Genomic DNA, 12,975 nt, shown 5'->3' with positions numbered 1-12,975 from the left:
GACATCTCATGCCCCGGGGTTGAAACCCCGCGCTACAAACACTGGGACTCCTGACGGAGTCCTATTATGTTTTGTTAATGATGTTTTGGTCCCGGTTTGCTTTGACATCTCATGCCCCCGGGGTTGAACCCCGCGCTACAAACACGAGACTCCTGACGGAGTCCTATTATGTTTTGTTAATGATGTTTTGGTCCAGGTTTGCTTTGACATCTCATGCCCCGGGGGTGAAACCCCGCGCTACAAACACTGGGACTCCTGACGGAGTCCTATTATGTTTTGTTGATGATGTGTTGGACGCCGTGTTGCGTGATATCTCATGTCCCCGCGCCACAACACACAGCTCCTGGCGGAGCTGACCTACATGACTTCATCTCAAGTTTTCAACTGATCCGAAAAACCCCCTAACTTTACACCCTAAATAACTAGTACGAGAATTTGCAAGCAACTATTTATAAATCCACCGGAAGCTGGTATACAGCCAAAACAATTACGGGAGAAGTGTTCCAGGCCCGTATTAAAGGGGTAATGAAGATAGATGAGGATATCACCTCTACTAATCCTATCGCTGTGGGCGATATGGTTGAAATTGTGCGGGAAGACGGAGATGCTACCGCACAAAATGCCATGATCACTGAAATAGCGAACCGCCGGAATTATATAGTGCGCAGCTCTCCTCATAAAAAGAACCAGAAGCATATTGTAGCTGCCAACCTGGACCAGGCTATGTTGATCTGTACGGTAAAGGAACCCCGTACTTCCAATGGCTTTATGGACCGCTTTCTTGTAACGGCGGCTGCCTATCACATACCTGTGGTGCTGGTATTCAACAAGCGGGATATTTACAAAGAGAAAGACCTGGACAAGTTTGCCGAATTGCAGGCATTGTATGAGGATATCGGGTATAAAGTGCTGCTGGTATCTGCCGAAAAAGAACAGGGCATAGACGAGCTAGTTGCTGAGATGAAGGATAAAACTACACTGATGTCCGGGCATTCCGGTGTAGGTAAGTCTTCCCTGATCAATCGTTTGTTGCCGGGTCTCGACCTGCGTACCAAAGCGGTGAGTGGATGGAGCGGGAAAGGATTACATACTACTACTTATGCGGAGATGTACGACCTGCCTGGAGGTGGTAAACTGATTGATACACCGGGCGTACGTGAGTTTGGCATTGTAGATATCAGCAAGACAGAGTTATCGCATTATTTCCTCGAAATGCAGCCCTATTTGACTCAGTGCCAGTTCAATAACTGTCTGCATATCAATGAACCCGGATGTGCCGTAAAAGCAGCGGTAGAAGCCGGAGAGATCGATGTAAACAGGTACGTAAGTTATGCCTCTATCCTGGAAACCATACAGGAAGAGCAGTATTGATCACTATTGAGGCTACGAGCCAGTATTGACCACCGCAAAGCAGCATAAGTATCTGATAAACAAATTGGAAGAGGGATATGAAGTAAGCTACAGGGCTTCCAATACCTACGATACCTGATCTGTAATAATTATCGATGTTTTTTCCTTTTAGGAGCGCTCATCTCGTCCAGCAGCTTCTCAGCCCCCCAGTTCTTACGGGGAGTAGGGCAACCTGTTTTCCTGGTACGGCAGGCGGATAGTCCGGTGAGGGATATCACCAGTATAAAGAGTAAAAGTTTTTTCATAGGGTGCTGTATTAATTAAAACACTCTGCCATTCATCTGCCTGGATGAAGACTTATTTTGCTTTACATTCTTAGTAGAATAGTAGTTGTTGCTGGGGCAACCGGTGCGCTCTACCTTACAGCTGGCAGCAAGCATACCGCACACCACCATTAGTAGTAATAGTTTTTTCATAGGGCAAGGTGATTATTAGATGCAAGATAATTAAAATATGTCATTTACTTTCCGGCGTGTCCTTAAACCAGCCGGAGTACATGAGATAGTTGTTGGCAATGCGGTCTATCTCGCCACTGATGAGGGATTGACTGATATCTTTCACCTTTTTGGCGGGTACGCCTGCATAGATGGAGCCGGCTTCTACCCTGGTTCCTTCCAGCACAACGGCGCCGGCGGCGATGATGGTATTACTGCCAATGTGTGCATTATCCATCACGATAGCGCCCATGCCTATTAGTACGTTATCTTCAACTGTGCAGCCATGCACGATAGCATTATGTCCGATAGAAACGTTGTTGCCGATAATAGCCTTTGTTTTCTCATAGGTACAGTGAATGACAGCACCATCCTGCACATTTACCTTATTTCCCATCCTGATGCTGTTCACATCTCCGCGGATCACTGCGTTGAACCAAACGCTGCACTGGTCGCCCATTACCACATCTCCCACAATTGTTGCATTAGGAGCAATAAAACAGTCGTTCCCTATTGTTGGCAGTATTCCTTTAACCGGTAAGATGACAGGCATATAGTAAGTTTTAACGCAAAAGTAAAGAAATTCGTATAGGTCTGCTGTAAGCGGCATGCAGCGCTGGTATCTTATCAGGGCCCTACTGATTCTTTGATGTATTTTTGCTGCAGCATGAATAACAGACAACTCTTTTTACGCCATGTGGCCCAGCTTTCAGATGCGCCAATGGCACTTGAAATAGTGAAGGCATCCGGTATGTATATGTGGGATACCGAAGGCAAAAAGATCATGGATCTGATTGCCGGTATCAGTGTATGTAATGTGGGCCATTCACATCCTGCCGTAGTGGAAGCCATTAAAGAACAGTCGGAGCAATACATGCATCTGCTGGTGTACGGAGAACTGATCCAGTCTCCACAGGTGGGCTTTGCTACATTGTTAACACAGCATCTGCCCGCCTCCCTGAATAGCGTTTATTTCACCAATTCTGGCGCCGAAGCGGTAGAAGGTGCTATGAAACTGGCCAAACGTTATACCCGGAGAACGGAGATTATCGCTTTTGAGAAGAGCTATCATGGCTCTACACAGGGCGCTATGAGCATAATGGGGGATGAAACCTGGCGGAATGCTTACAGGCCGCTATTGCCTGATATACAGCATCTTACTTACAATACATGGGAAGCGATAGACCAGATCACCGAGCGTACTGCCTGTATCATATTGGAAACGGTGCAGGCGGAAGCGGGCGTACGCGTACCGCAAAAGGAATGGCTGCAGGCCATCCGGGAGAAATGTAGGGCTACCGGTACCCTGATGGTATTGGATGAAATACAGTGCGGCCTGGGGCGGAATGGTACACTGTGGGGCTTTGAGCAGGCAGGAGTGGTGCCTGATATCCTCTTGCTGGGGAAAGCACTGGGAGGCGGCATGCCGATGGGTGCTTTTATTGCAGATAAGGAGATCATGTGGAGCCTGACCAATAAACCGGTACTGGGCCATATGACCACTTTTGGAGGTCACCCTGTGATCTGTGCGGCGGGTATGGCTGGTTTTAAGGTACTGTTGGAAAGCAACATAATAGATAGTGTGAAGGCGAAAGAGCAGTTATTTCATCAATATCTGCAGCATCCGGCTATTAAAGAAGTACGTTCACTTGGATTGATGATGGCCGTCGAGTTTGAAGGCTTTCCAATGAATAAAAAGGTCATAGATGCCTGTATTGAAAGAGGGCTGCTGACTGACTGGTTCCTGTTTGCGCCTGAATGTCTGCGTATAGCTCCACCATTGATCATCAGTGAAGAAGAGATCAGACAGGCATGTAAGATCATTATTGATGTGTTAAATGAAATAACAACAGCTACTGCCTGACGATATATTAAGCGGGGCTGTCCCAGACGACCGGGCAGCCTCGTTTCGTTTTGGTACCTGAAGGATCAGGTACTCATTTAAGCGATTCTGAGACCTTCGTTTATTTTTGTGCTTCGTTTAGCTTACAAAGCTTCTCTTTCCTGTCAGTAATAATCGGGTATTACCCGATCTGAGTCCTTTCTTTCTATTGTCCTGGGGCTTTTATGTTAAAATGTAGTTATAACGAAAAAATATATTTTGTCGTCTCATTGAAATATGTAACTTTGATGTACAAAGTACTTTAAGTATGACAGATCAGCAACACCTGGAGGCAATCAGTGATATCAGGCGCATGATGGAACGGAGCACCCGTTTTCTTTCCCTTAGTGGATTAAGTGGCGTTTTTGCTGGCGCTTCTGCCCTGGCTGGTGCGGCAACCGCTTATGCCCTGTTCAGGTCTTATTATGATCGCTGGGAAATAAGGGGGCACTATGATGATGCTGACTTTTCCATGTTGCGGCTGCAGCTGATCATACTGGGGCTGGGCGTAATGGCCCTGGCGTTTTTTGGAGGGCTTTACTTCACCTGGAGGAGAGCCAGACAGAACAATCTTCCTGTCTGGGATGCTACTTCCCGTAAGGTACTGTTCAACGCATTGATCCCGATGCTGGCCGGGGGCGCTTTTATTGCCGGTCTGATATATAACAGGCTGGATGTGCTGGTAGCTCCCTCCTGTCTTATATTCTACGGTATGGCATTATTGAATGCCAGCAAGTATACGTTCTCTGATATCCGTTACCTGGGTATTGCTGAAATAGGACTTGGCATATTAAATGTTTTCTTTTTGCGCAGAGGGCTTTATTTTTGGGCTATCGGTTTTGGTGTGTTGCATATCTTATATGGCATCATTATGTGGTGGAAATATGAGCGGCAGCCAACAGTAGAGTAAAACCGATGCAGATCGGAACTAAGTGGAAACAATAAAGACGTACTCGTGAACAATCCCATTGGTAACTTAAATAAGATATTTGACAGCCGTATACGGCTTGGGGTAATGAGTATCCTCATGGTAAATGAAGAAGTCAGTTTTAATGATCTGAAACAGATGCTGGAACTGACCGATGGTAACCTGGCATCCCACCTCAGTACACTGGAAGAAAACGGTTACCTCAAAGTGCATAAAGGTTTTATCGGACGTAAAACCAATACCACCTATTCTATTACGAAAGCCGGTGAAAAAGCTTTCAAAGGCCACCTGGCCGCACTCGAAAACATGATCCGTTCTATGGAGTAATTTTTTTTGTCTTTATACTTTGAAGTTCAAAGTGCTTTTAAATATAATTATATGCAAACAAGTAACATCAACGAAACAAATCCCCTGCCTCCCGGCCAGCCTTCCCCTGCTACAGGAAACAGTTTACAGGAAGATAAAGAAAAGCCTTCCTTCTTCGAACGTTATGCCTATGGTATAAAAGCGCTGCTCATCGGTATCCTTGTACTATTGCTGTTGATACCTACCGCTATGATCATGGGCCTTATCTCTGAAAGAGAACAACGGCAATTTGAAGCCAAGGGAGAAGTCAGCGGAAAGTGGGGAGACGCCCAGACCATTACCGGTCCTGTGTTGGTAATACCCTACTATAGCAAACCCGGAGTAACATCCAATGCTGTATTCCTGCCGGATAAACTGGCCGTGAATGGAGAACTGCTGCCTGAAATACGCCGGCGCGGGATTTATGAGGTGGCTGTTTATAGTTCGCATTTACATATCTCCGGCGCTTTCTCTGCGCTGGACCTGAACGGCTTAAATATTGATCCGGCAACTGTACTGCTGAAAGACGCTTACCTGGCTGTCGGCATTAATGATATGCGCGGCATCACTAACCAGGCGGGTGTGGAATGGAATGGTCAGAATTACTATTTTAATCCTGGCATCCCTGCTACCAACCTGTTTGAGAATGGCATGCAGGTAAAAGTGCCGCTGACAATGTCCGACTCTGGTATTGTAACGGGCAACTTTGCTGTCAATCTTGATTTAAAAGGCTCCGGCCAGCTGTTCTTTTCACCTGTGGGAAAGACGACCACCGTTAACCTCAATTCCAACTGGAAGAGCCCAAGTTTCGATGGCGCCTTCCTGCCCAATACACACAATGTTCACGCAAAAGGCTTCACCGCTTCCTGGCAGGTGTCTAACCTGAATCGCAACTTCCCCCAAAGCTGGATTGGCGCCAATGCCAACCTGCACTCTGCCGATTTTGGTGTGAAATTATTCCTGCCGGTGGATACCTATCAACAATCCACCCGCGCGGTTAAATATGCTATCCTGATCATCGGTCTTACATTCCTCGTATTCTATTTTATTGAGTTACTTTATCGCTCAGCTGTTCATCCATTACAATATATATTAGTCGGCGCGGCATTATGTGTATTCTATACCCTGCTGATCGCCCTCGCAGAACAATTAAATTTTAGTATTGCTTACCTGATCGCAGCTGTATTGACTATTCTGCTGGTAGCCATATATACAGCCAGCGTATTACGAAGCGTCCGCATGGCCATCGGTATCGGCGGTGTATTAAGTCTGCTCTATGGATTCATTTACGTCATCATCCGCTCAGAAGATCAGGCATTGCTCATGGGTAGTCTGGGACTGTTTATAATACTGGCTATTGTGATGTACTTTAGCCGGAGGATCAAGTGGGGAGAATTATAAAATTATAAACAGTTATACTCATGCAAGCCGGTCGCTATCTGCAGCAGCGTTTAAAAAGTTTCAAATATGCCTTTCAGGGAATCTACGCCTTTCTCCGCAGTGAACCGCATGCGCGTATTCATGCTGTAGCAACGGTGCTCGTGGTAGCGGCTGGCTTTTATTGCAGATTGTCTGCCAATCAGTGGATTGCTCTCCTGATAGTAACGGGAATGGTATGGACCACAGAGATGTTGAATACAGTTGTTGAAAAGATCATGGACCATCTATCTCCCGAATACCATCCAAGGGTGAAATGGATCAAAGACGTTGCGGCAGGTGCAGTACTTATTTCGGCTTTGGTAGCTGCAATTACAGGCGCTGTCATTTTTATCCCTATCCTGTGCTAAAAGAAAAGGGTCTCGCTTTATGCGAGACCCTTCCATATATTGTGAAGATCATTCTTCTTAGAAATCAACTCCCATTCCAAAGTACCAGATCGGTTTACCACGGAAGAAGGCAACTGCAGGCCAGCCAGCATCTACTCTCAGGAAGTAACCAGCGATAGTTGTACGGGCGCCGAAGCCGTAACCACCTACAAATGGTCCGAGGAAACCTTCTTTCACCTTCACTGTTACGCCGCTACCATTATCATAATAAGTGTAGTTGGCATCTTTAAAGCTCAGTTTCTCGTTCCATGCAGTACCGATATCCACAAAGCTGGTCACCTGGAAATTACGTACGATAGCAGAGTTAATAGGCCTGTTCATAAAGGTGGCAAACACCGGCAGACGTAATTCTGTATTCAGCACCATTACATTATTACCGTTACGAGCATTCTGTTTGTAACCACGTAATGGAGTAGCCAGTGTCTGGTATGCATAGTTGGCATTCATATTCACTGGTGTATTGGTATTGATCTTAGGATTCAGCCAGTTGTCGGTACCACCCAGATAGTACAACAACTTGCGGGTACCCCATGATAAATCAGCAGAGAAGCGGGTTGCCCATATAAAGTTGCGGAAGATGGATTCGTAGTGTCTCACATCAATACCCATATTATATGTGAACTTACCCTTGCCTGTAGAAGCTCCCTGGTCGAATACATCATTCAGGTCGCCATTGATCTGTGCGTTCATATCGCCATAGATCTTGTAGCGGGTACCATGCCAGATGTTAATAGCAGGGTTTATGGTATTGTCGTACACATATTCCAGGCGCAACAACGCATAGTTGTCGGCAAAGTTCTTCATCTTCAATGTGTTTTCATCTGAAGCCGCTATTACGAATTTATCATTACGGAAGCCCACCTGTAAGCGGACACTCCTGGCCTGATCAAATGGATAGCGTACATCGAACTGGAAGAGATTGGTCTTCATCTTGGCCGGAAGATCCAGTGGGTTGCCTGATGTATCAAAACCAATACCGCTATATTTATCTACCCTGCGGTAGTAAGTAAATTTATAATCAAAACGTTTTTTGAGATAAGAAGCAGAGATGAAGTATTCAGTACCATCCAGGCTGGAAGGGAATCTGAATCCACCATTGATCTTAATGTCTTCAAACAGGTCGCTTACACCTATGCGGATCAGACCATTCACAGGATCAACAAGCCTGATAGGACCTGAAGGGGGACCAGTGAACGGCTGATACCTGTTGATCAGGATAGAGTTGTCTATCTGGAGGATCAGGTAGTCAGATGCGAATTTCAGTTTGTAAGGAAACAGCTTGGCCTTTTTCAGTACAGGTTCCATCAGTGGGATCTGTGATGCCTGATGGGCTTCTGCTGCTACACTGGAATCCTGTTCTTCTTTTCCAAACTCGCTCTGGAAGAAATCGTCATGTTTCACGGTGTCGACCTTCAACTTTTCATGGTAAGTCGGCAGACCCAGGCGAAGACTGTCGTCATGCATCTGATGGGCTCTGAAAGTAGTCGGACGGCTGTTTACATTTCTCTTGCGCAGGGTTACTGTATCGATCTTCAGCTTCTGAAGGGTTTTAAAGCCATATTGCTGGATCACCTGCGATACTTCGCTTTGGTCGCCTGCTCCTCTGGATTCTTTGATACCATAAGAGTAGTTCGACATTGGGAAGGTATAAGTAGAGTCTTTGGTAAGCGATACTGCCATTACGGAATCAGGTGCAGTAGCGCCGTATTCTGCCAACGCAGAATCCAGGTCAGCCTTATCAGGGTTATGCAGGATCTCTGATCCGATGAAGAAGAGGGAATCTACTCCTGTTCTTTCTGTCTTAAAGAAACCGGCATAACGGTTACGGATACCGTTAATGTCTGATACAAACGTAAAGTGTGTGTTATTGTATTGCAGTGGCGAACGTGCGTTGCCGTATTTCATGTCGGTCAGCTGGGAGATCTGCTTGTCAGCGCTCTTGTTCCAGTTGTCGATCAGGAAGATATTGTAGTGACCTGCCGGCAGCACGGTATCTCCGGTTTTAGCAGTCGGAGATGGTCTGTTGGACGAATAGATGATCCCGCTCTTACCAGGGAAGGCAACGAAAGAAGGATCGAGGTCGTCATACACATCGTTGGTGATCTGTTCTGCTGTCTGTTTTGTGATACTGTAAGTGTAGATATCTGTATGACCGTTCTTCACAGCTGAGAGCAGCAGGGAGTTATCGTATTCGAAGAAGTACTTCATATCGATCACCCTGTCAAAGCGTGGAAGATCTTGTTTGGTACTTGTTCGGGTAACAAGGTCATATACCATAAGCTTAGTCACGCCTTCATGCTCATAGATGATGGCCAGGCGGTTACCTTTCTGGTTCCATGCCAGCAGCGGATAGTTAGGGTCCAGCTGGCTGGCCTGCATTCTCACTCCGCTACGCAGCAATACTTTAGGTTTCGCGTCGGCAAGCTGTATCTGCACCTTGTACAGTCCCTTGGAAAATTCCACCACAGCATAATAGATGCTCTTCGGATTGGCCTGGAAGCGGTAGAAGTCAGACTTCTTCAGTTCCCTGGCTGCAATGGTACGGGCGCCACGGGTACTCTGACGGCGGCGGCGGTTATCGTCCTGGTAACGTTTGGCATTGAATACCATGAAGTCTTTCAGTGCATTTTTAGGCTTCTGGTTCAATACCTGCTCAAATCCTTTTTTCAGTCCGCGGTTGATACGTGAAATATACATGAGGTAAGGCACAGCGTCCTTGCCATATTTACTTTCTACATAATACCAGAAGGCATGTCCGGCCAGCGTAGGCTTTTCATATGCCAGCTGATAGAAGTCCTTATACCTGCCTGACTGGATAGCATCTTTCAGTTCATCATCCAGTTGAGTATTCCAGTTCTCGGCTGCATAGGCTATAAATCCGTCTGTGAACCATTTCGGGAAATCAATGAGTATTGTATTGCCGGCAAACTCTCCGATATCTTCGCCAAACAACAGGTTTTCCAGCATTACACGGGCTATCCCTTCCCGGATCTGCTTGTACAGGTGTTCGTGATCACCATCGAAGTATACGATCAGTTTATTACCCACCAGCTTGGTGATACCACCGGTATTCTGCCAGTCAACGCCAATGCCTATATTGGATTGCTTCATTTCCCCGAAGCTGTTGTATACGACAATATTTACCCGCTGACGGAAGGTAAATTCCATGAATTGTTCCAGCTGTGGCAATTCCTTTTCTGCTACCTGTGCTACGTATTTCCCTAATTCCAGACCGTTCTGGCTGAAGTAAGTATTAAAATGACGGGTTTGATAGTAACGCCATTTAAAATTCTTATGCTGTATGCGGTTCTGTCCAAATTCCACGGTATTGGTCTGTGCCTGGGATAGATACGAGCCAAGTAATAGGGTACCGGTAATTAATAATAACCTGGTAGTAAGTCGGTTCATACAGAAAGTATTGATAATATTGCGTTCTGAATTAAAAATAGCAAAAATCGGCAACAATGATGGAAATACAACATTTCACCTTTAATCCGTTTCAGGAAAATACCTATTTACTCATTAACGAAAAAAGGGAATGTATAATTATAGACCCGGGCTGTTATTTTGAAGAAGAAAGGAAACAATTACTCACGTATATCGAAAAAGAAGGTTTGAAAGTTACACGGCTCCTGAACACACATTGCCACATCGACCATATTTTCGGTAACAGACTGGTTGTGAAGACCTATGGAGTTGGCCTGGAAATGCATCCTCAGGACAAAATTGTACTGGACCGATCTCCTGAAATAGGCAAAATGTATAATATTCCCTTTGAACCTTCTCCTGAACCTGTCCGGTTCCTGGAAGACGGAGAAAAAATACGCTTTGGCGATGATGAGCTGGAGGTGTTGTTGACTCCTGGTCATTCACCGGGGAGTGTGTGTTTTTATTCCGCCAGCCAGCAATTCCTCATTGGCGGGGATGTGCTGTTTTACCAGAGTATTGGCCGTACAGACCTGCCTGGAGGCAGCCATCAAACTTTAATTAACAGTATTCAGACGAAATTGTTCGTATTGCCGGATGAGGTAAGGGTATATCCGGGTCACGGACAGTCCACCACCATTGGTTTTGAAAAGCAGTACAATCCTTTCCTGCAGTAAGTACTCAGACTCTTCAGGACAGTGAAAGGTTTAAATCCTGCTCACAAATTTTCCGATAAAAGGTAACCTGGAAAACTCCTTTTTTTCCATTTTCAAGAGGAACCAGATATAGCCGATAAAGAAGACTGTGGCCACAAACAGCGATAAGGGCTTCAGTGCATATATATCACCTGGCGACAAGAGAGTCCTGTTCAGCATATCGTACAGGTAAAAAGTCAGCACTGCGGTTATCATGTAAGTGAGAATGCGTGGAAGGTGGTATGGTACCGGATAATACTTTTGCCCCAGTATATAGCAGATGGTCATCTGGGCAAAGTAGCACACCATCGTAGCCAGTGCTGCACCAAAGTATCCCATTACCGGGATCCACCACCAGTTCAGCAAAAAGGCCAGTACTGCGGTAACAATGGTGATCATAGCGCCTGTTTTTGTCCGGTCGGTCAGCTTGAACCAGATAGTCAGGTTGTAGTAGATGCCCAGGAACATATTGGCAAGCAGCAGAACAGGAACGATCTTCATACCGGGATAATACTCCGGTCTGCGCAGGAAGGTCTTCCAGACGTTCAGGTACAAGCTTACAAAGAGGAACATCATGCATAACAACACTACAAAGAGTTTCATGATGCGGGCATACATCTTCTGCGGATCTTTGCCTTCTGCCTGTTTAAAGAAAAATGGTTCTGCACCTAACTTAAATGCCTGTATGAACATGGTGATCAGGATGGCCAGTTTGTAGTTGGCCGCATAGATCCCGATCAACTCTTTTTTATCCGTCATATTATTCCCCGGCAGGAATTCTGGCAGGAACCATGCCCTGTCAAAGGTTTCATTCACCATACCTGCCATCCCGAAGAAGATCAGCGGAATGGAATAGTCCAGCATCTGTCTCCACACCGCAGTATCAAATTGCCAACGGATGCGCATCATCTGAGGCAGGAACAGCAACAGTGCGATGCCGCTACCCAGTGCATTACTGAGATAAATATAACCTATCTGGTTGCCCGGGCGTACATCCGGCAGCCAGGTATGCCCTGCTGCATACATTTTAGGGATGATGACCAGGAAAAGGATGTTAAACCCGATAGTGGTAAGAATGTTCGTCAGGCGTATAACGGCATAACGGACGGGCCTGTTCTCCAGCCGCAGCTGGGCATAAGGAATGGCCGTCAGTGCATCAAAAGCCATGATCAGCACCAGGTAAGTAAAGAATACCGGATGTGTGTCAAGCCCGCTCAGTTTACCAATATAGGAGTGGATAATAGGTCCCCGGAAGAAAAAGAGTAATATCGTAAAACTAATGGTAGAAAACAGTAATGAGATAGTGGACGTACTCAACACGGTCTGGCTGTTCTCCTTCTTGGCAAACCGGAAGAAGGCCGTCTCCATACCATAGGTCAGGATAATATTCAGGAATGGGATATAAGCATACACTGTAGACATCTCCCCGTACGAAGCCTGTGTCATCAGCTCCAGGTAGAGCGGTGTAAGGAAGTAGTTAAGGAGCTTACTCGCTATGTTACTAAAGCCGTAATAGATCGTCTGTCCTGCCAGTGATTTTATACTCAATTCCCTAAAATTTTAGCCAAAATTAATTATTCCAGCCCTTTCCTGCGCTGTTGTTTTTTCTCCGACAGTCTTTTTTTGAATTGAATACGCTTTTCCTTCACTGCTTTGGAGGGTCTGGTGGGTACCCGTTTTTTGGGTTTGATGAGGGCTTTACTCACCAGTTCGTTCATCTTCTTTACTACCAGCTGTTTGTTGCCCAGTTGGGTACGTTCTTCCTGGGAGCGTACCTGCAGCAGTCCCTCTGCGTTGATGCGGTGCGCCAGCTTTTCCTGCACCAGTGTTTTTTGTTCTTCGGTTAACAAAGATGAAGCGGCAATATCAAAATAACCCTCCACCATGGTTTCCACCTTATTCACGTTTTGTCCGCCCTTTCCCCCGCTCCTGGCGGTGCGGAAGGTAATTTCGGCGGAAAGATCTACACTCATTTAATTAACGTTTCTTTATAATTGATTATCGTAATTTAACTAAAGGTAAATGATTT

At 45.9% G+C, this 12,975-nt stretch carries 12 protein-coding genes and 1 pseudogene; 7 read left to right on the top strand and 6 right to left on the bottom strand.

Features of this window, described 5'->3' with window-relative positions:
- Positions 1-435: 435 nt before the first annotated feature.
- Complete coding sequence (rsgA, locus tag BLR32_RS04380; protein WP_089829008.1) at positions 436-1,371, top strand: ribosome small subunit-dependent GTPase A; 936 nt, start codon at positions 436-438, stop codon at positions 1,369-1,371.
- 128 nt (positions 1,372-1,499) lie between these two features.
- On the opposite strand, the gene BLR32_RS33945 is transcribed toward rsgA, so the two are convergent.
- The 3 genes from BLR32_RS33945 to BLR32_RS04375 are packed head-to-tail and all read right to left on the bottom strand — an operon-like array spanning position 1,500 to position 2,397.
- Complete coding sequence (locus BLR32_RS33945; RefSeq protein WP_176842161.1) at positions 1,500-1,655, bottom strand: hypothetical protein; 156 nt, start codon at positions 1,653-1,655, stop codon at positions 1,500-1,502.
- Between the two features lie 15 nt (positions 1,656-1,670).
- On the bottom strand, positions 1,671-1,826 hold the full coding sequence (locus tag BLR32_RS33940; protein WP_170117718.1) for a hypothetical protein: 156 nt from the start codon (positions 1,824-1,826) through the stop codon (positions 1,671-1,673).
- 40 nt (positions 1,827-1,866) lie between these two features.
- Entirely contained in the window at positions 1,867-2,397 is a 531-nt protein-coding gene (locus BLR32_RS04375) for a gamma carbonic anhydrase family protein (RefSeq protein ID WP_089829007.1), read from the bottom strand.
- Positions 2,398-2,511: 114 nt separating this feature from the next.
- On the opposite strand from BLR32_RS04375, the gene BLR32_RS04370 reads away from it, so the two are divergent.
- From BLR32_RS04370 to BLR32_RS04350, 5 genes are all read left to right on the top strand, one after another.
- Positions 2,512-3,708: an aspartate aminotransferase family protein gene (locus BLR32_RS04370; protein WP_089829006.1), complete on the top strand. Its 1,197-nt coding sequence runs from the start codon at positions 2,512-2,514 to the stop codon at positions 3,706-3,708.
- A 286-nt stretch (positions 3,709-3,994) separates the two neighbouring features.
- Complete coding sequence (locus BLR32_RS04365) at positions 3,995-4,636, top strand: hypothetical protein (protein WP_089829005.1); 642 nt, start codon at positions 3,995-3,997, stop codon at positions 4,634-4,636.
- 45 nt (positions 4,637-4,681) lie between these two features.
- Entirely contained in the window at positions 4,682-4,981 is a 300-nt protein-coding gene (locus BLR32_RS04360) for a winged helix-turn-helix domain-containing protein (protein ID WP_089829004.1), read from the top strand.
- 51 nt (positions 4,982-5,032) lie between these two features.
- Complete coding sequence (creD, locus tag BLR32_RS04355) at positions 5,033-6,400, top strand: cell envelope integrity protein CreD (RefSeq protein ID WP_089829003.1); 1,368 nt, start codon at positions 5,033-5,035, stop codon at positions 6,398-6,400.
- A 20-nt stretch (positions 6,401-6,420) separates the two neighbouring features.
- Positions 6,421-6,786: a diacylglycerol kinase family protein gene (locus BLR32_RS04350; protein WP_089829002.1), complete on the top strand. Its 366-nt coding sequence runs from the start codon at positions 6,421-6,423 to the stop codon at positions 6,784-6,786.
- Between the two features lie 57 nt (positions 6,787-6,843).
- Here the strand turns inward: BLR32_RS04350 and BLR32_RS04345 are convergent, their stop codons facing one another.
- The gene (locus tag BLR32_RS04345) at positions 6,844-10,233 is read right to left on the bottom strand and encodes a hypothetical protein (RefSeq protein WP_089829931.1); all 3,390 of its coding nucleotides are present in this window, start codon (positions 10,231-10,233) and stop codon (positions 6,844-6,846) included.
- A 56-nt stretch (positions 10,234-10,289) separates the two neighbouring features.
- On the opposite strand from BLR32_RS04345, the gene BLR32_RS04340 reads away from it, so the two are divergent.
- Positions 10,290-10,928: an MBL fold metallo-hydrolase gene (locus BLR32_RS04340; RefSeq protein WP_089829001.1), complete on the top strand. Its 639-nt coding sequence runs from the start codon at positions 10,290-10,292 to the stop codon at positions 10,926-10,928.
- Between the two features lie 30 nt (positions 10,929-10,958).
- Here the strand turns inward: BLR32_RS04340 and BLR32_RS04335 are convergent, their stop codons facing one another.
- Together BLR32_RS04335 and arfB are read right to left on the bottom strand one after the other, a co-directional pair.
- Positions 10,959-12,494 (bottom strand): oligosaccharide flippase family protein, encoded by a 1,536-nt coding sequence (locus tag BLR32_RS04335; protein WP_089829000.1) that lies wholly within the window; start codon positions 12,492-12,494, stop codon positions 10,959-10,961.
- A gap of 26 nt (positions 12,495-12,520) precedes the next feature.
- Positions 12,521-12,901, bottom strand: a pseudogene (gene arfB / locus BLR32_RS04330) (alternative ribosome rescue aminoacyl-tRNA hydrolase ArfB); the annotation flags it as partial.
- Positions 12,902-12,975: the final 74 nt, after the last annotated feature.

This window comes from Chitinophaga filiformis (assembly GCF_900102545.1).
Classification (GTDB): domain Bacteria; phylum Bacteroidota; class Bacteroidia; order Chitinophagales; family Chitinophagaceae; genus Chitinophaga; species Chitinophaga filiformis.
Note: the sequence above shows the minus strand (reverse complement) of the source record. Positions and strands in the feature narration are given on the sequence as shown.

Coding starts and splice junctions, on each gene's coding strand:
- BLR32_RS33945 (WP_176842161.1), bottom strand. CDS start 1,655: ATGAAAAAACTTTTACTCTTTATACTGGTGATATCCCTCACCGGACTA.
- BLR32_RS33940 (WP_170117718.1), bottom strand. CDS start 1,826: ATGAAAAAACTATTACTACTAATGGTGGTGTGCGGTATGCTTGCTGCC.
- BLR32_RS04375 (WP_089829007.1), bottom strand. CDS start 2,397: ATGCCTGTCATCTTACCGGTTAAAGGAATACTGCCAACAATAGGGAAC.
- BLR32_RS04370 (WP_089829006.1), top strand. CDS start 2,512: ATGAATAACAGACAACTCTTTTTACGCCATGTGGCCCAGCTTTCAGAT.
- BLR32_RS04365 (WP_089829005.1), top strand. CDS start 3,995: ATGACAGATCAGCAACACCTGGAGGCAATCAGTGATATCAGGCGCATG.
- creD (WP_089829003.1), top strand. CDS start 5,033: ATGCAAACAAGTAACATCAACGAAACAAATCCCCTGCCTCCCGGCCAG.
- BLR32_RS04350 (WP_089829002.1), top strand. CDS start 6,421: ATGCAAGCCGGTCGCTATCTGCAGCAGCGTTTAAAAAGTTTCAAATAT.
- BLR32_RS04345 (WP_089829931.1), bottom strand. CDS start 10,233: ATGAACCGACTTACTACCAGGTTATTATTAATTACCGGTACCCTATTA.
- BLR32_RS04340 (WP_089829001.1), top strand. CDS start 10,290: ATGATGGAAATACAACATTTCACCTTTAATCCGTTTCAGGAAAATACC.